The 18,346-nt window shown below is 28.3% G+C and carries 19 protein-coding genes and 1 pseudogene; 16 read left to right on the forward strand and 4 right to left on the reverse strand.

Going from position 1 to position 18,346, the window contains the following annotated elements:
- Positions 1-11: 11 nt before the first annotated feature.
- The 5 genes and pseudogenes from gmhB to ELQ12_RS00850 all read left to right on the forward strand — a co-directional run bounded on the left by gmhB (position 12) and on the right by ELQ12_RS00850 (position 4,226).
- Positions 12-573: pseudogene (gene gmhB, locus ELQ12_RS00830) on the forward strand (D-glycero-alpha-D-manno-heptose-1,7-bisphosphate 7-phosphatase).
- Entirely contained in the window at positions 574-1,527 is a 954-nt protein-coding gene (gene rfaD, locus ELQ12_RS00835; RefSeq protein ID WP_134264502.1) for an ADP-glyceromanno-heptose 6-epimerase, read from the forward strand.
- Entirely contained in the window at positions 1,520-2,905 is a 1,386-nt protein-coding gene (gene rfaE1, locus ELQ12_RS00840) for a D-glycero-beta-D-manno-heptose-7-phosphate kinase (RefSeq protein WP_134264503.1), read from the forward strand. Before rfaD ends, rfaE1 begins: the two co-directional genes overlap by 8 nt.
- Positions 2,902-3,462, forward strand: a complete 561-nt coding sequence (gene gmhA, locus ELQ12_RS00845) for a D-sedoheptulose 7-phosphate isomerase (protein ID WP_134264504.1) — start codon at positions 2,902-2,904, stop codon at positions 3,460-3,462. The genes rfaE1 and gmhA overlap by 4 nt, the downstream gene beginning before the upstream one ends.
- Positions 3,462-4,226 carry a glycosyltransferase family 25 protein gene (locus tag ELQ12_RS00850; RefSeq protein ID WP_070261257.1) on the forward strand — a complete coding sequence of 255 codons (765 nt, stop codon included), beginning with the start codon at positions 3,462-3,464 and terminating at the stop codon, positions 4,224-4,226. The genes gmhA and ELQ12_RS00850 overlap by 1 nt, the downstream gene beginning before the upstream one ends.
- On the opposite strand, the gene waaF is transcribed toward ELQ12_RS00850, so the two are convergent.
- Positions 4,212-5,162 (reverse strand): lipopolysaccharide heptosyltransferase II, encoded by a 951-nt coding sequence (gene waaF, locus ELQ12_RS00855; RefSeq protein WP_134264505.1) that lies wholly within the window; start codon positions 5,160-5,162, stop codon positions 4,212-4,214. The two genes, ELQ12_RS00850 and waaF, sit on opposite strands and share 15 nt — an antisense overlap.
- A 58-nt stretch (positions 5,163-5,220) precedes the next feature.
- Here waaF and ELQ12_RS00860 point away from each other — a divergent pair, with 58 nt between their 5' ends.
- The 11 genes from ELQ12_RS00860 (at position 5,221) to ELQ12_RS10345 (ending at position 15,729) form a co-directional block, all read left to right on the forward strand.
- The gene (locus ELQ12_RS00860; protein ID WP_088306153.1) at positions 5,221-6,042 is read left to right on the forward strand and encodes a glycosyltransferase family 2 protein; all 822 of its coding nucleotides are present in this window, start codon (positions 5,221-5,223) and stop codon (positions 6,040-6,042) included.
- Between the two features lie 70 nt (positions 6,043-6,112).
- Positions 6,113-7,069, forward strand: coding sequence for a UDP-glucuronic acid decarboxylase family protein (locus tag ELQ12_RS00865; protein ID WP_088306154.1), 957 nt, complete (start codon positions 6,113-6,115; stop codon positions 7,067-7,069).
- A gap of 8 nt (positions 7,070-7,077) precedes the next feature.
- The gene (locus tag ELQ12_RS00870; protein ID WP_088306155.1) at positions 7,078-8,376 is read left to right on the forward strand and encodes a UDP-glucose/GDP-mannose dehydrogenase family protein; all 1,299 of its coding nucleotides are present in this window, start codon (positions 7,078-7,080) and stop codon (positions 8,374-8,376) included.
- Positions 8,373-9,347, forward strand: coding sequence for a UDP-glucose 4-epimerase GalE (gene galE, locus ELQ12_RS00875; protein WP_088306156.1), 975 nt, complete (start codon positions 8,373-8,375; stop codon positions 9,345-9,347). The genes ELQ12_RS00870 and galE overlap by 4 nt, the downstream gene beginning before the upstream one ends.
- A gap of 1 nt (position 9,348) precedes the next feature.
- Positions 9,349-10,458: a UDP-galactopyranose mutase gene (gene glf / locus ELQ12_RS00880; RefSeq protein ID WP_088306157.1), complete on the forward strand. Its 1,110-nt coding sequence runs from the start codon at positions 9,349-9,351 to the stop codon at positions 10,456-10,458.
- 82 nt (positions 10,459-10,540) lie between these two features.
- Complete coding sequence (locus tag ELQ12_RS00885) at positions 10,541-11,590, forward strand: glycosyltransferase (RefSeq protein ID WP_088306158.1); 1,050 nt, start codon at positions 10,541-10,543, stop codon at positions 11,588-11,590.
- The gene (locus ELQ12_RS00890) at positions 11,587-12,639 is read left to right on the forward strand and encodes a glycosyltransferase family 2 protein (RefSeq protein WP_126219123.1); all 1,053 of its coding nucleotides are present in this window, start codon (positions 11,587-11,589) and stop codon (positions 12,637-12,639) included. Before ELQ12_RS00885 ends, ELQ12_RS00890 begins: the two co-directional genes overlap by 4 nt.
- A 335-nt stretch (positions 12,640-12,974) precedes the next feature.
- Positions 12,975-13,910, forward strand: a complete 936-nt coding sequence (locus ELQ12_RS10820; protein ID WP_134264506.1) for a glycosyltransferase family 2 protein — start codon at positions 12,975-12,977, stop codon at positions 13,908-13,910.
- Positions 13,907-14,686: a glycosyltransferase family 25 protein gene (locus ELQ12_RS00900; protein WP_134264507.1), complete on the forward strand. Its 780-nt coding sequence runs from the start codon at positions 13,907-13,909 to the stop codon at positions 14,684-14,686. The genes ELQ12_RS10820 and ELQ12_RS00900 overlap by 4 nt, the downstream gene beginning before the upstream one ends.
- Positions 14,687-14,740: 54 nt before the next feature.
- A complete protein-coding gene (locus tag ELQ12_RS10340) occupies positions 14,741-15,217 on the forward strand; it encodes a hypothetical protein (protein WP_171822107.1) in 477 nt (158 codons plus the stop codon).
- Entirely contained in the window at positions 15,202-15,729 is a 528-nt protein-coding gene (locus ELQ12_RS10345) for a glycosyltransferase (protein ID WP_243834118.1), read from the forward strand. Before ELQ12_RS10340 ends, ELQ12_RS10345 begins: the two co-directional genes overlap by 16 nt.
- On the opposite strand, the gene ELQ12_RS00910 is transcribed toward ELQ12_RS10345, so the two are convergent.
- From ELQ12_RS00910 to waaC, 3 genes are read right to left on the reverse strand one after another with little or no spacing between them, the layout of a single operon-like run.
- Positions 15,722-16,423: a glycosyltransferase family 2 protein gene (locus ELQ12_RS00910; RefSeq protein WP_134264508.1), complete on the reverse strand. Its 702-nt coding sequence runs from the start codon at positions 16,421-16,423 to the stop codon at positions 15,722-15,724. The genes ELQ12_RS10345 and ELQ12_RS00910 overlap by 8 nt on opposite strands.
- On the reverse strand, positions 16,420-17,298 hold the full coding sequence (gene htrB / locus ELQ12_RS00915) for a lipid A biosynthesis lauroyl acyltransferase HtrB (RefSeq protein ID WP_053872410.1): 879 nt from the start codon (positions 17,296-17,298) through the stop codon (positions 16,420-16,422). The genes ELQ12_RS00910 and htrB overlap by 4 nt, the downstream gene beginning before the upstream one ends.
- Positions 17,288-18,316, reverse strand: coding sequence for a lipopolysaccharide heptosyltransferase I (gene waaC / locus ELQ12_RS00920; RefSeq protein ID WP_070233012.1), 1,029 nt, complete (start codon positions 18,314-18,316; stop codon positions 17,288-17,290). The genes htrB and waaC overlap by 11 nt, the downstream gene beginning before the upstream one ends.
- Positions 18,317-18,346 lie beyond the last annotated feature (30 nt).

The following is an 18,346-nucleotide window of genomic DNA, read 5'->3' on the forward strand; positions in this document are numbered from 1 at the left end:
AATTAAAGATAATGTTTATTTTCTTTTTAAAAAAGCTATATTATAATGTTTTTTATGAAAACAAAAGCATTATTTTTAGATAGAGATGGTGTGATTAATATAGATAAAAAATATGTTTATAAAATAGAAGATTTTGAATTTTGTGATGGAATTTTTGAGCTTTGTAGATATTTTTTAGCTAGAAATTATTTGCTTTTTATAGCGACAAACCAATCAGGCATTGCAAGAGGATATTACAAGGAAAGTGATTTTTTAAAGCTTTGCGATTATATGCTTAAAGAATTTGCCAAACAAGATATAAAAATTGATAAAATTTATCATTGTCCACATTTAGAAGGTTGCGAGTGTCGCAAACCTAAAGCAGGAATGCTTTTAAAAGCAGAAGATGAGTTTGATTTGGATATGAAAAATTCTATCTTTATCGGAGATAACCTAAGCGATATGCAAGCAGGATTAAATGCTGATATTGGCACTTTGATTTTAGTAAATGAAGAAAAAAAAGAAGGCGATTTTTTTAGACAATTTAAAAATTTAAAAGAAATTTTGAGCTTTTTTAAAGAAAAGGACATTTAAATGAGAATAGCAATCACAGGTGGTGCAGGATTTATAGGTTCGCAACTGGCTTTAAATTTGCAAGAAAAACATGAAATTTTAATCATCGATAAAATGCGTAGTAGTGCGACTTTTGAAAATGGAAATTTGCAAAGTTTTGGGCATTTTAAAAATTTACTTGAATTTGATGGAGAGCTTTTTGCAGGTGATATTAATGATGAAAAAGTTTTAAAAAAGATTGAAGATTTTAAGCCAGAGATTATTTTTCATCAAGCAGCAATTTCAGACACTACGGTTTTTGATCAAACTAAGGTTTTACAAACTAATTTAAATACTTTTAAAGATTTTATAGAACTTAGCATAGATCTTAATGCAAAGCTTATTTATGCAAGTTCAGCTTCGGTTTATGGTGATGCAAAAAGTCCACAAACTGTAGGTAAAGATGAAGAACCAAAAAATCCTTATGCTTTTTCAAAATTGATGATGGATAAGCTAGCGAAAAAATACTACGATAAAGCCCATTTAGTAGGACTTAGATATTTTAATGTTTATGGAAAAGGCGAATTTTATAAAAACAAAACTGCTTCTATGGTTTTGCAATTTGGCCATCAAATTTTAGCAGGAAAAAATCCACGCTTGTTTGAAGGAAGTGATAAAATTTATAGAGATTTTACCTATATCAAAGATGTTATTAATGCCAATTTAATCGCCCTTGGCTCAAAATGTGGGGTTTATAATGTGGGCAGTGGTAAAGCAAGGACTTTTCAAGATATAGTTGATATTTTACAAAAAGAGTTAAAAACCGATTTGCCTTGCGAATATATCCCAAATCCTTATGTAAAATCTTATCAATTCCACACTGAAGCAAAACTAGATCAAACTTGGGATTATCAGCCAAAATTTAGCCTTGAAGAGGGTATAAAAGATTATTTAGGTGAGATAAAAAGACTTTTTGAAAAGGAAGTAAATGCTTGAGTTTTTAAGTCAGCAAAAACCTAAAATTTTAATTATAGGGGATTTTATGGTGGATAATTACACTTGGTGTGATTGTTCGCGTATCAGTCCTGAAGCCCCTGTTTTAGTAGCTAAAACCCTTAAAGAAGATAAAAGATTAGGCGGGGCTGCGAATGTTTATGCAAATTTAAAAAGCTTGGGAGCTGATGTTTTTGCACTCGGTGTTGTGGGCGATGATGAGAGTGGGAAATTTTTACAAGAAAATTTAAAAGGAGAATTTTTGATCCAAAAAGGACGCAAAACCCCTTTTAAAAATCGCATTATGGCACACAATCAGCAGGTTTTAAGACTAGATGAAGAAGATATAAGTGAAATTTTACTTGAAAATGAACTTATAGCTTTGTTTGATGAAAAGATCAAAGATTTTAAAGCTGTGGTTTTAAGCGATTATGCTAAGGGTATTTTAACGCCTAAGGTTTGCAAGGCTGTGATAAAAAAGGCTAAGGCTTTAAACATCCCTGTTTTAGTCGATCCTAAAGGGAATGATTTTAGTAAATATAGCGGTGCAACCTTACTTACACCTAATAAAAAAGAAGCTTTAGAGGCTTTGAAATTTGAAAATTTAGAGGGTGAAAATTTAGAAAAAGGGATTAAAAAATTAAAAGAAGATTTTGCTTTGCGTTATTCTATTATCACTCTTTCAGAAGCAGGGATTGCACTTTTTGATGAGAATTTAAAAATCGCACCTGCTAAAGCCTTGGAAGTTTATGATGTAACAGGAGCGGGCGATAGTGTGATTGCGGTTTTAGCTTTTTGTTTGGCAAACGGGATTGAAATTTTTAAAGCTTGCGAACTTGCCAATGAAGCCGCAGCTGTTGTAGTGAGTAAAATAGGTAGTGTGAGTGTGAGTTTTGATGAGATTAAGAGTTTTAATAGTGTGGATTTTGAGAAAAAAATCAAAAGCAAAGAAGAACTTTTAATGCTTTTAAAACAAAATGATCAAAAGATCGTTTTTACAAATGGTTGTTTTGATATAGTGCATTTTGGACATATAAAATACCTTGAAAAAGCTAAAAGATTGGGTGATGTTTTGATTGTAGGTTTAAACTCAGATGCGAGTGTGAAAAGACTCAAAGGCGAGAGTCGTCCTGTAAATTCAGAGTTTCAAAGAGCTTGTATGTTGGCAGCTTTTTATTTTGTAGATTTTGTAGTGATTTTTGATGAAGATACGCCTTTGGAACTTATAAGCTTTTTAAAACCCGATATTTTGGTTAAAGGGGCTGATTATAAAGATAAGCTTGTTGTGGGTGCGGATATCGTTTCAAGGGTTAAATTAATCGACTTTGAAGAAGGATTTAGTACGAGCAAGATCATAGAAAAGATTAAGGATAAAAAATGATAAATTTAGTGGAAAAAGAATGGCAAGAACATCAAAAAATCGTTCAAGAAAGTGAAATTTTAAAAGGACAAATCGCTAAAGTAGGCGAACTTTTATGTGAGTGCTTAAAAAAAGGTGGCAAAATTTTGATTTGTGGAAATGGTGGAAGTGCAGCTGATGCTCAGCATTTTGCGGCTGAACTTAGCGGGCGTTATAAAAAAGAACGCAAGGCTTTAGCAGGTATAGCACTTACAACCGATACTTCAGCACTTAGTGCTATAGGAAATGACTATGGTTTTGAGTTTGTTTTTTCAAGACAAGTGGAAGCTTTAGGAAATGAAAATGATATTTTAATCGGTATTTCAACGAGCGGAAAAAGCCCTAATGTTTTAGAAGCTTTTAAAAAAGCAAAAGAACTTAATATGCTTTGTTTAGGGCTTAGCGGAAAAGGTGGTGGAATGATGAATAAGCTTTGTGATCATAATCTTGTTGTACCAAGCGATGATACGGCTAGAATTCAAGAAATGCATATTTTGATCATACACACACTTTGTCAGATCATAGATGAGAGTTTTTAATGAAAGTTTTTATCATCAATTTAGAGCGTTCTTTGGATAGAAAAAAGCATATGCAAAAACAAATTCAAAAGCTTTTTGAAAAAAATCCTAGTTTAAAAAATAAATTAGAATTTATTTTCTTTAAAGCTATTGATGCTAAAAATAAAGAACATTTGGAATTTAAAGATCATTTTTCTTGGTGGGGTTCTTGGATTTTGGGTAGAGAGCTTTCTGATGGAGAAAAAGCTTGTTTTGCTAGTCATTATAAACTTTGGCAAGAATGTGTGAAGCTTGATGAGCCTATAATCATCCTAGAAGATGACGTGGAATTTAGTGATGAATTTTTAAATAATGGGATAGAATATATAGATGAGCTATTAAAGAGCAAATATGAATATATAAGACTTTGTTACTTATTTGATAAAAGATTGTATTTTTTGAGTGAGGGTGGATATTATTTAAGTTTTGAAAAACTTGCTGGAACTCAAGGCTATGTACTGCAAGTAAGTGCTGCAAAGAAATTTCTTAAATGTGCTAAAAATTGGATCTATGCTGTAGATGATTATATGGATATGTTTTATAAACATAATGTGTTAAATATAGTGAAAAGGCCTTTATTTCTTAAGCAAGCAAATTTTTCAAGTGTTATTGTAGAATATGGAAGAAAATTTTCAATAAAATTAATATTATATAAAAAAATTGCTAGAGAAATTTTTAGATTTTACTCAAATATTTTAAGGTTGTTATCTATTGTATATATAAAAAATCGATTAAAGCTTAAGTAAATTTCTAGCCTCTTCTATAACCCTTTGAGGCTTTAAATCTTTCATGCATTTGTGGTGTTCTAAAGGACAGGTTTTTTGCATACAAGGCATACAAGCTAGATTTAAATGCACTAATTTTGTGTTTTCATTTTGCCAAGGTGAAGTTTGAGTAAATTTCGTAGGGCCAAAAATAGCTACGGTTTTTACCTTATAAACCGCACTTATGTGCATAGGTCCACTGTCATTTGTGATGAAAAGATCGCAAAAAGCGATATTTTGACAAAGGGTTTTGATGGTGGTTTTATTGCAAAGATTTTTTACTTTTATGTTTTGTTCTTTTAAAATTTGATAAATTTCATTACAAAGTTCTTGTTCGGCTTTTCCTGCGCCAAAGATTAAAATTTCATGACTTTGGCTGAAATTTAAAGCCACTTTAGCAAAATAATTCGCATCCCATCTTTTTGCACTTCCAAAGCTTGCACCAGGGTTGAGTCCTAGAATTTTTTTACCATTTCTTAAGATAAGAGGGTTTTGAAATTTTAGTTTAAAGGGAAGTTTTAAGTCTTTAAAATGAGCTTTTATGCCAAGTGAGTTTTCTATAAAATAAAGGTATTTTAATACTTGATGTTCTTCTTTGTGCTTGTTTTTGTCAAAAAAATATCTTTGTTTTGTTTTAAGAATATGCAAGATAATCTTAGAAGAAAACGCAGATCTAAAAGCAAAGCTAAAATCGATTTTGCCAAGTTCTTTGCGTAAAGATAGGGCTTGTTTATAGCGGGATTGTTTATTTTCTATGATGATTTTAGAATTAGGAAATTCCTTAAAAAGTGCCGTGGAAACCAAAGAGCCATAAAGGATAAATTGAGCATTTTTAAAATGTTCTTTTATAGTGTATAAAGCAGGTGAAGCCATCGCCGCATCGCCTAACCAAGTGGGAAGGTGTATAAAAATTTTCATGAATTTCCTAAACTTTGATAGAATTGTTTTTATTATTTTAACAAAATTTAGGAAAAATATGCCACAACTTTCGATCATAATCCCGCTTTTTAATTCTTGTGAATTCATATCAAGAGCTTTGAAAAGTTGTATAAATCAGACTTTAAAAGATATTGAAATTTTGATTATCGATGATAAAAGTAAAGATAATAGTTTAAATATGGTTTTAGAATTTACTAAAAAAGATCCAAGGATAAAAATCTTTCAAAATGAAGAAAATTTAGGCACTTTTGCAAGTAGAAATCTAGGAGTTTCGTGCTCTAGTTCCGATTTTATAATGTTTTTAGATAGTGATGATTTTTTAGCTCTTGATGCTTGTGAAATAGTACTTAAAGAGATGAAAAAAGGTTTTGATTTGCTTTGTTTTGATGCTTTTGTACATAGGGTAAAAACCAAGCAATTTTATCGTTTTAAACAAGATGAAGTTTTTAATCAAAAGGAATTTTTAGATTTTTTAAGCAAACAAAGACATTTTTGCTGGTCGGTTTGGGCGAAGTGTTTTAGAAAAGATATCATCTTAAAAAGTTTTGAAAAAGTTAAAATAGATGAGCATTTAAGTTATGGTGAAGATGTGCTTTTTTGTTATGTTTATTTTATGTTTTGTGAGAAAATAGCTGTTTTTAAAACTTGCATTTATCATTATGAATTTAATCCAAATGGAAGATATGAAAACAAAAATAAAGAAATTTTAAATCAAAATTATCGAGATAAAAAGAAAAGCAACGAAATCATAAAAAAACTATCCAAAGAGTTTTTACATGATGAATTTCATCAAAAATTATTTGAAGTTTTAAAGAGAGAGGAAACAAGTTTGAAAAGTAGAATTAGAAGTTTTGTTTAATATAGAATTAAAATTAAAGTTTTTTATAGTAAAATATTATTTTAATTTAGAAAAAAGGATGCTTTAATTTATGAAATCCATTTTAATCACTGGGGGAAGCGGATTTTTAGGTTCTAATTTATGTAAAAGACTGCTTAGTGAAGGCAATAAAATTATTTGTGTAGATAATAACTATACAGGTAGAATGGAAAACATCAAAGAACTTTTAGAAAATGAGAATTTTACTTTTATAGAGCATGATATTTGTGAGCCACTAAAAATCACACAAAAACTTGATCAAATTTATAATTTTGCTTGTCCAGCTTCTCCGCCTGCTTATCAAGGAAAACACGCCATAAAAACAACAAAAACAAGTGTATATGGTGCTATCAATATGCTCGAACTTGCAAAAGAGCATAATGCAACGATTTTACAAGCTTCAACTTCAGAAGTTTATGGAGATCCACTCGTTCATCCACAAAATGAAGAATATAGAGGCAATGTAAATCCTATAGGAATTCGCGCTTGCTATGATGAAGGGAAAAGATGTGCTGAAAGTTTGTTTTTTGATTATCATAGACATGAAGGCGTTGATATTAAAATAATAAGAATTTTTAATACCTATGGAGAAAATATGGATCCAAATGATGGCAGGGTTGTAAGTAATTTTATATGTCAAGCTTTAAGCGGAAAAGATATCACAATTTATGGAGATGGTTTGCAAACGCGTTCTTTTTGTTATGTTGATGATTTAATTGATATTATTATTAAAGTGATGAATTCTTCAAAAGATTTTCAAGGGCCTATAAATACTGGTAATCCTAGTGAATTTACTATAAAAGAATTAGCACAAAAGGTCATAGAAAAAACAGGTTCTAAATCAAAGATTATTTATAAAGATTTGCCATTAGATGATCCAACTCAAAGAAGACCTGATATTTCTTTAGCTAAAGCTAAATTTAATTGGGAGCCAAAGATAAATTTAGATGAAGGTTTAGAAAAAACTATAAAGTATTTTAAAGAAAAAATTACAGAATTTAAAGGATAGGGTAATACATGAAAATAGGAATCATAGGAACAGGTTATGTTGGACTTCCAACAGGTGTTGGTCTAGCAGAACTTGGAAATGATGTTATTTGTATAGATAGAGAAAAATCAAAAATTGATACCTTAAATAATGGAATTTTAACAATTTATGAGGATAATCTTGAAGATCTTTTTCATAAAAATGTAAAAGAAGGTCGTTTAAAATTTACAACTTCTATGAAAGAAGGTATTAAAGATGCAGATTTAGTGATCATAGCAGTAGGAACTCCACCGCACCCAGTTACAAAAGAAGCAGATATGAAGTATATTCATGCAGCTGCGACTGAGTTAGCGGATTATTTAACAGGTTATACAGTAATTGCTACAAAATCCACTGTTCCTGTTGGCACAGGCGATGATATAGAAAGTTTAATTAGCAAGAAAAATCCAAATGCAGAGTTTGATGTTCTTTCTTTGCCTGAATTTTTAAGAGAAGGTTTTGCAGTATATGATTTTTTCAATCCAGACAGAATTATAGTAGGAACAAATTCACAAAGAGCAAAAGCAGTGATAGAAAAGCTTTATGAGCCTTTTAAAGGAAAAAGTGAGTTGCTTTTTGTAAGTCGCCGTTCTTCAGAAACTATTAAATACGCTTCAAATGCATTTTTGGCTATTAAAATTCATTATATTAATGAAATGGCAAATTTTTGTGAAAAAGCTGGAGCTGATATTTTAGAAGTTGCTAAAGGTATGGGACTTGATACTAGGATAGGAAATCGCTTTTTAAATCCTGGACCTGGATATGGAGGTTCGTGTTTTCCAAAAGATACTTTAGCTATGGCTTTTATGGGTAAGCAAAATGATATCGATTTAACTTTAATCAATGCAGCTATTAAAGGCAATGAAGAGCGTAAAAATCACATGAGTGAAAGAATTTTAAATAGTATTAAGGATATCAAAAATCCAAAAATAGCCGTACTTGGCCTTGCTTTTAAAGATGGCACTGATGATTGTAGAGAAAGTCCCGCTGTAGATATTATTTTTAAACTCTTAGAACAAAAAGTTAAAATTTGTGCTTATGATCCAAAAGCTATGGATTTAGCTAAACAAATTTTAGAGGATAAGATTGATTATGCTGATTGCATGTATGAAGCCATAAAAGATGCTGATGTGATTGCTATACTAACAGAATGGAAAGAATTTTCAAGTCTTGATTTAAAAAAGGCTTACGATTTGGTAAGGCATAAAAAAATTGTTGATTTAAGAAATTTACTTGATAAAAATGAAGCTATAAAGTTAGGTTTTGAGTATCAAGGTGTAGGTAGATGAAAAATATTTTAGTGGTAGGTGGTGCAGGATATATAGGCTCGCATACCTTAAAACATTTACTAGATAATAATTATAATTGCATTGTCATGGATAATCTTATCTATGGACACAAACAAGCTATAGACAAAAGAGCTAAATTTATTCATACAGATTTACTAGATACCTTTTCTTTAACCAATGTTTTCAAGCAAGAAAAAATAGATGCCCTAGTGCATTTTGCAGCTTTTGCTTATGTAGGAGAAAGTGTTATAAATCCTGCAAAATATTATCAAAATAATGTAGTAGGAACTATAAATCTTTTAAATGCAATGCTTGAAAATAATGTTAAGGATATAGTATTTTCAAGTACTTGTGCAACTTACGGAGAGCCGCAATACACCCCAATTGATGAAAAACATCCTCAAAATCCTATTAATGCTTATGGAAGAACTAAACTTATGATAGAACAAGTTTTTGCTGACTATGAAAAAGCTTATGGTTTAAGGCATATTTCTTTAAGATATTTTAATGCTGCAGGTGCAAGCAATGATGGACTTATCGGTGAAAGTCATGAACCTGAAACTCATTTAATTCCTTTAGTTTTAAAGGCTATAAAAGGAGAAATTCCTGCTATAAATATTTTTGGAAATGATTATGATACCGAAGATGGAACTTGCATAAGAGATTATATTCATGTAGAAGATTTAGCATTGGCTCATCGTTTAGCCTTAGAAAATTTACATAAATTTAGCGGTTGTATAAATCTTGGTACAGGAATAGGTACAAGTGTAAAAGAAATCATTAGCGCAGCTGAAGTTGTAAGTGGCAAAAAGTGCCCTATAAATTACGCACCAAGAAGGGATGGGGATCCTGCAAGATTATACGCAGATAATAAAAAAGCAAAAGAAATCTTATCTTGGGAAGCAAAATATACTGATATTAAAGATATAATTAAAAGTGCTTGGAATTGGGAAAATAATAGAAAGTATTAAAATGAAAAAAGTAAAAAATTTAATTGTAGGTTGTGGGCTTAGTGGGGCGATTTTAGCTGAGCGTTTAGCTAGTAAAGGACAAGAAGTTTTAATCATAGATAAAAGAGAGCATATCGGTGGAAATATTTATGATTATAAGGATCAAGAAACTAATATAACTGTCCATAAATATGGACCTCATATTTTTCATACTAGTATAAAAGAAGTTTGGGATTACTTAAGTCGTTTTACAAAATGGCATTATTTTATGTATAGAGTAAAAGCTTTTATAGATGGCAAAGAGGTAAATATCCCATTTAATCTTGATACTTTGCATAAAGTTTTTCCAGAGTATTTAGCTAAAGAGCTTGAACAAAAATTAGTAAGTAAATTTACTTTTAATTCCAAAATTCCTATTTTAGAATTAAAAAATGCAAACGATAAAGATTTAGAATTTTTAGCCGAGTATATTTATAAAAAAGTTTTTTTGGGTTACACGGTAAAACAATGGGGTGTAAAGCCTGAAGAACTTGATTTTTCAGTTACTGCAAGAGTTCCTGTATATATAAGTCGTGATGATAGATATTTTGTAGATACTTATCAAGCTATACCAAAAGATGGTTATACAAAAATGATTGAAAATATAATCAACCATCCTTTGATAAAAATACAATTAAATATCGATTTTAAAGACATAAAAAAAGATATAGAATACGAAAGATTGTTTTATACAGGGGCGATTGATGAATTTTTTGATTATAAATTTGGTAAATTACCTTATAGAAGTTTAAATATAGTATTTGAAACTTTTGATAAAGAGTATATGCAATCAGGCCCTCAGATAAACTACCCTGAAAATTACGATTTTACAAGAAGCGTTGAGTATAAATATTATCTTGATGAAAAATCTAACAAAACCATACTTTCTTATGAATTTCCTTGTGAATATGAAGAAGGTAAGAATGAAAGATACTATCCTATACCTAATGATGAAAATCAAAAACTGTATGAAAAATATTTAAAAGAATCTGCTAAACTTACAAATGTGTATTTTTTAGGTAGGCTTGGCGATTATAAATATTATGATATGGATAAAACCGTGGAGAGAGTGTTGAAAGTTGAATTGGATTAAAATGATTAAAATATTTTTGAAGCAGGATAATATTAAAGATAATTAAAAATTAAATTAAAATCAACAATACGGAGCAATGGTAATGCAACAACCTTTAGTATCAGTTATAATACCAATTTATAATGTAGAAAAGTATCTTAGAGAATGCCTTGATAGCGTTGTAAATCAAACATTAAGAGAAATAGAAATTATATTAATTAATGATGGATCTACTGATAATTGTGGAAAAATATGCGATGAATATGCAACTAAAGATAAAAGAATTATAGTTATTCATAAAGAGAATGCAGGCTTAGGTGCAGCTTATAATAGTGGGTTAGATATAGCCAAAGGAGAATATATTGGTTTTGTGGAATCAGATGATTGGATAGAGTTTAATATGTATGAAGAATTATACTTTAAGGCAAAAAATAATGATAGTGATTTGGTAAAATGTATGTTTTATGATTATAATTCAACTAGAGAGCCAAAAGATAAGCTATATATGCAAAAACATAAAGATTTTGAATTATTTAATTGTGCTCCAGATAATAAAATATTCAAAATAGAAGATTATCCAAAATTATTAATATATCACTCTTCTATTTGGGCAAGTTTGTATCATAAAACTCTTATAAATCGCTTGAGATTTCAAGAAAGTAAAGGTGCAACCTATCAAGATTTCCCATTTGCAATTGAAGCGCTTGTTCTTGCGAATAAAATTACAACTTTAAGAAAAGCATTTTATCATTATAGACAAGAACCCTTAAATATATCTTCAGTGAAACGAACGGATCAAAACTTAATTAAAATGATTGATCAATGTATTTATGCAAGAAAAAGATTGATTTCTTTAGGTGTATTTGAAAAATTTAAGGAAGAATTTTATGCCCATGCTATATCTCCATTATATGGATTTTATTATCAATTACAGGATGATTTAAAACCTTTATTTTTTGAAAAACTTGTTAAATTTTTTAATAATTCTTTGAGTGAAAATTTGAGTTATAGGTATTTTAATCAGCGTGAAAAAGATTTTTTATTTTGTATTTTGAAAAAAGATTTCTCCAAGACTTTGCTTTGCAATAAGCAATCATTATTATATAAATTTAAAAAAATATTTAAATTTTTATTAGGAAGGCGGTATATATGATTAATAAAAACATTCCTTTAGTATCAGTTATAATACCAATTTATAATGTAGAAAAGTATCTTAGAGAATGCCTTGATAGCGTTGTAAATCAAACATTAAGAGAAATAGAAATTATATTAATTAATGATGGATCTACTGATAATTGTGGAAAAATATGCGATGAATATGCAACTAAAGATAAAAGAATTATAGTTATTCATAAAGAGAATGCAGGCTTAGGTGCAGCTTTTAATAGCGGGTTAGATATAGCCAAAGGAGAATATTGTACAATAGTTGAAAGTGATGATTATGTAAAATTGGATATGTGCGAAAAACTTTATAGATTAGCCCACAATCAAGATTGCCAAGTAGTTAAATCTGATTTTATTGGTTTTGAAGATAAGGAGAAAGAAAGAATTTTTAAAAATCTCCCTATATGTTATGATCAAGCTTTATATAATAAAAAAACTAATTCGTATTTAAATCCAAGTATTATTATAAATTCTTGGAATATGAATCAATCTAGTCTTTATAAAATGGATTTTATTAAAAAATACAATATAAGAGCAAATGAAACACAAGGAGCTTCCTATCAAGATATAGGATTATGGTTTCAAATTTTAAGTTTGGCTTCAAGTATTTATTTCTATAAAGAAGGGTTTTATTTTTATAGACAAGATAATGAAAATGCTTCGGTTAAGAGTAAAGATAAAATATATTGCGTCTGTGATGAGTTTGAGTTTTTAGATAAGTTTCTTGATAAAAATTTAGAGCTTAAAAGTAGATTGCAAGATGTTTTTTATTGTTTTAAATTTAAAATATATTCATGGAATTTAAAGCGTATTGATGATAAATATAAATTAGATTTTTTGTATAGATTTTCACAAGAATTTTTACCGATTTATGATAAAATAAATAAGAAATATTTTACTTATAATGAATTATCAGATCTTTGGTCTATTATTCAAGATCCAAAAAAAGCTTATAGTAACAATTTTTTTCACAGAATTAGAAAAGGGATTATCAAAATTAAGTATAAACTTTATAAAAAAGTTGATAATTTAATTTGAATTATTAATTTTTTTATTGTTTGATTTTTTAAAATGTTATTAAGATTTATGATTAAATTTTTTATTATTTTTTAAGAGGAAAGATATTCTATGGATTAATAAATATTGCAATTCTGATTTACAATATAAAGGTGTTTATCAAAAAGTAAAATAAGTCAAATTTGTAAAAAATAGACAATAGGATAAAAATGGTTTTTTATAATATATTTGTATTAAATATTTTTATTTAAATAAGGTATTTTATTTTTTTACTTCTTATGTTAAAATTTTTCAGAGTTGAACTAATATTAAGAGTTTGTTTTTACTATTTTTAAAAAAAATTTTTAGGAAAGATAATGTCTAAAATCTCAATAATTATGCCAACTTATAATGTGGAACAATATATAGCAAGAGCAATAGAAAGTTGTATCAATCAGACTTTTAAAGATATAGAAATAATTATAGTTGATGATTGTGGAAGTGATAAAAGTATAGATATAGCTAAAGAATACGCCAAAAAAGATAAAAGGATAAAAATAGTTCACAATGAAAAAAACTTAGGTCTTTTAAGAGCTAGATATGAAGGAGTTAAGGCAACTAATTCTTTATATATCATGTTTTTAGACTCTGATGACTTTTTAGAGCTTGAAGCTTGCGAGGAAGTATCTAAGTATTTGGATGAAAATAATGATTTGATATGTTTTAATTATAATGCTTTAAATACAACTTTGAAGAAAAATATTTTTTTTGTTAATAATAATTATAGTCTTGAAGAATATTTAATTTTCTTAGCAGAACAAATTGTAAATTTTAAAATAAAGCAATGGTATATATGGGGTAAGGTTTTTTTAAGACAAAAATATTTAAAAACATTTGAAAAAATCAATGAAAATCCAAAACTTACTATGGCAGAAGATGCATTGTTCCTTACTTTGTATTATCTTGAATGCAAGCGTATTGTGACTTTAGAGCAATGTCTGATTAATTACAATATGCAAAATATTAGCTCATCAACCAATGAAAGAAAAAATTTTCATAAGATGCAATTTTTTATAGAAAATTTAAATTTTGTTATTCATAAGCTTAATTTATATTCTAATGCTTTAAATCCTATATATTTTTTATTGTGCCAATATTTTACTAACGAGCTTCTTATACATAAGTTACAACTGGAATATTGTTGTACTCCTTATAGTTGCTTTTTTAAAAAAATATTTATAAAATTAAAAAGAAAGAGAATAAAATTTAAGAGAAAAAAATATATAAAACAATTAGCAATGAAATTAAAATGAAATTTCTTATCATCAATCTTAAAAAAGCAAAGCAAAGAAAAGAATACATTAGTCAATTGTGTCAAAAATATCAACTTGATTATGAAATCATCGAAGCGGTAGAAGGAAAAGCTATAAGTAAGCAAGAATATTTAAATATAGTTGATTATGACAAAATGCTAAATTTTCATAAAAGAGAATTAGGGCTTGGAGAGCTTGGTTGTTCTTTATCTCATAAAAAATGTTATGAAAAAATATTGCAAGAAAAATTAAAATACGCTGTGATTTTAGAAGATGATGCGTATTTTGATGAAAACTTACTTGAATTTTTACAACACCTTAATGAATTTCCTAACGACTTGGAACTTTTGTTATTAGGGCATCAAAGACAGGTTTATAATGATGATGGTTTTAGGATAGAAAGTCCTTACTCAAGAAGATTTGCAAAAAAAATCTTAAATTATAAAATTCGTCGTTTGATCGCTAGAGGCAACGGTACTTATGGTTATTTTATAACCAAAAATGGAGCCTTAAAACTGCTTTCTCATTTAGAAAAAATTTATTTGCCTATAGATGCTCTTACTTGTAATGAAAAAGTTTTAAACACTTACGCTTTATTTCCTGTACTTGTTTATACACATGAAAATTTTATGTTTGAAAGTTCTACTCAAGATGATAAAAAATTTCTTAAAAAGAAAAATAAAATAAGTAAGTATATTAAAAAAATTCACATTTTTATAAAATATTTTTTACCTAGTTTAAAAAAGGTTAGATCTTATGAAAATATTGATTGTTAGTGACTATTTTAACAAAGGTGGGGTAAGTTATGTTATTTATCAACTTGCTAAAGAATGGAAAAAAATCACGAGCTTTCTTTGTTATTTTTTGAAAAGACGCCTCTAGCTTATGATGATATTTGTAACAATGCTTATGTTGAATTTATCAACACTAAAGCTTTAACTCCCATCCGTTTTTTAAATAAACTTATTAATAAAATCATATATAAGTGTGCAATTAAAAAAATAAAACAGTATAAGCCTGATATTATGATTTCTTTTAAAACCAAGCCTAATTTATTTACTCTACTTGCAAATAAAAATATAGGCATCAAGCATATTATTTGCGAGCATGGTTTTCATCTTGGAGAAAAGTCTAAAAAAACCAATCGTTTAAGAAGAAAACTGTATCCTTTGGCTACCTATTTAAGTGTTTTAACTGGGGAAGATTTTAAATATTATTCTTTTGTAAAAAATAAAATCATCATGCCTAATCCCTTGGGTGTAAAAAAATTCATACAAATGATAAAGAAAACATTAATTTATATGTAGGAAGATTAGAAGAGGAAAAGGCTGTAGATGTTTTTATCAAAGCTTTATTTTGTATCCAAAAAGATGTTTTAAGTAAATGGAAGATTATCATAGCAGGAGAGGGTTCTTTAAAAAAGAATTTGATGGAGCTTGCTAAAAATTTAAATTTGCACATCGATTTTGTAGGCTATATAGAAGACTTAAGTTTTTACTATGAAAAAGCTAAAATTTTATGCTTATGTTCCAAACAAGAAGGCTTGCCCATAGTTTTAATTGAGGCTGCTTTTTATGAATGCGCTAGAATCAGTAGTGATTATATGGGTGTAAGCGAGTTAATCGATGATAAAAATAATGGACTTTTATTTAAGATGGGTGATTTTAATGATATGGTTTTAAAAATATCACTTTTAATGCAAGATGAAAACTTGAGACAAGAAATTGTTAAAAAGGCCAAAGAAAAAGTTGAATCTTATAAAATAGAAGGCGTGATGAAAAAATGGGACGAATTGTTTGATATGATTAAAACTACTTAATATATTTCCAAAAAGTATATTGGGCATAAAGCTTTGCTATGATAAAACCTCTTTTGCCTTCTAAAAAACCTAATTTTACAAAATAAAGTTTAAAAAAAGTCCAATAAGGATTTATTAAAGCTTTAAGAAGGTTATTTTTTTTAGGATTTAAACTCGAGTATTTGTTTTGCTTATCTATAAATTGCTCGATATTTTCATAAGCATAATGTAAAAAATGATGTTTTAATTTCCCTATTTTTTCTTGACAGATTATGCTTTCATGAACTTCTCTTTCATTAAATTTGGCATATTTTTTATGAAATAATCTTATGTTATAATCAGGATATAGCCCCATTTTTGTTATTGCTTCTCCAAAGAAAAAATTTAATCTTGCTACTTTGTATGCTTTAAATGATGGATTTTTAATTATTTGCAATACTTCCTCTTTTAATTCTTCAGTAAAAACTTCATCACTATCTAAAACAAATATCCAGTCATTATTTGCTTTTTCAACTCCAAATTGTTTTTGCTTTCCAAAACCAAGCCAATTTTGATGGAAAATTTTCACGTTTTTAAAATTTTTTGCTATTATTAAACTATCATCCGTGCTTCCGCTATCTATTAAAATAATTTCATTGGCAAAATTAACACTTTGCAATACTTCTTGAAGATATTTTTGACTATTAAAAGTTAGTATTACTATTGAAATATTCATGAGTATATTCCTTGATTATAACTAGCAAAGCGTCTATGAAAAAAAAAGTATTCCCAAGGTCTTTTTTTAATCATTTCTTCGCAACTTTGTGCTTGATAAAGTGTCAGTTCTTCTAAGCTTGCATTTTGAGAATCTTTTGCTTTAAAAAACTCTATGCAAAATTTACCACCTTCTTTATAGCCATAAACAGGGATGATCAAAGCATTGCTTCTTTGTGCGATAAGGCTTGCTCCCATTTGATAATTCACTTCTTTGTTAAAAAATTTTAATCTTACGCTTTCGTTTTCTGCGCAGTCTTGATCGGTTAAAATTCCTAAAGTTCGCCCCTTTTTTAGGGCACTTAGCATTTGTCTTATACCGCCTTTTTTGTCAATAAGCTCTATGTTAAATTGGGTGCGATTTTTACTTAAAATTTCATACATAACTTCGCTTTTTAACTTTTTCCCCACTATGGAAATCGCACCATATTTAGCTGCATAAGCAAGGCTTAAAATTTCCCAGTTTCCATAGTGTGCAGTTGTGAAGATAATAGGACGCTTTAAAGCTAGAGCGTCTATAAGAAAATTTTCATTGATAAAATTTACTTTATTGAGAATTTTTTCTTTGGTGGTGTTTTGATTTTGTAAACAATCAATTCCAAATTGAGCAAAATTTTCATAAATTTTCAAAGATAGTTTATCGCGTTCTTTTTGAGTGTATTGAGGAAAACAGATTTGCAAATTTATATCGATGATCTTGCGATGTTTTTTGTTAAGATAAAAAGTGATTCTTGCTACAATCAAAGCTAAAAAATGCAAGATACACTCAGGCATAAAAGTAACAAAAAATTTCAAAATATAATAAAGACTAAGATATATTCTATCACTATTTTTCATTAAGTAAGCCTTTGGCAAGTTTGAAGATATCTTCTTCTTCTATACGCGTGATACAAAAATCACTTTTATCGATATGCTTGGCATTTTGGATTTTTTTACCTGCATCAATGATTTTATTGATATGAGTTTGAAAAGCATTGCGGTAGCTTGGTGTTGCACCAAAAATCGTAATAGATGCTTTGTTTAAAGCAAAAGCTAAATGTGTTGGACCACTATCATTTCCTATGATAAGATCCATCATTTTTGTAAAAGCCATTAGTTCTTCAAGGCTAAATTTTGGTGCTAATTCTATATGTGTTTCATCAATGCCGCTAAGATTTAAAACCTCTTTAGCAAATTCGTATTCTTTTACATTTCCCCAAGCGAGCCAAATTTTTGCTTGTTGAAATTCATTGATTAAAAGCTTACAAAGTATAGCAAGTTTGGTTTTAGGATAGATTTTATTTTCTACGCTTGAACCCACGTGTATGAGTATGTTTTTTTCGTTTTTATCGAGCTTGAGTTTATTGTTTAAGAGTTGCTTTAAATTTTCATCCACGCTAAAAATATCTTGTTTAAAGGCTAAATTTTTGACATTAAAATCAGTATTTAACATAAAGGAGGTAAGACTTAAGTATCTTACAAATACATTTTCATTGTAATCTAACTCAAGTTTTTGGTTGTAGAAATTATGAGCAAAACTTTCTTTAAGGCTATTTTTATCAAAACCAAAATTATTTCTACTTAAAATTCGACTTACAATAGCAGATTTTATAAGCCCTTGTAGATCTATTACTGTATTATAGTTGTTTTTTCTTGCTTTAAGAAGAATTTTTAGGCTTTTTAAAATTTTTTTGTCTTTTAAGGGCAGGGCATAGAGTTTGTCTATTAAAGGATGGTTTTTGAGTATGCCTTCAAATTTTTCATCTACAAACCAATGAATTTTTATATCTTTTTTAAAATTTTTGATAAATTGCAAAACCACGGCACTTTGGATAATATCACCAAGTGCTGATAAACGAACAATTGCTATTTTCATTAAAAGCCTAATATTTTAAAATTTTTGCTA

The sequence above is a fragment of the Campylobacter sp. US25a genome (genome assembly GCF_004379075.1).
GTDB lineage: Bacteria > Campylobacterota > Campylobacteria > Campylobacterales > Campylobacteraceae > Campylobacter_D > Campylobacter_D jejuni.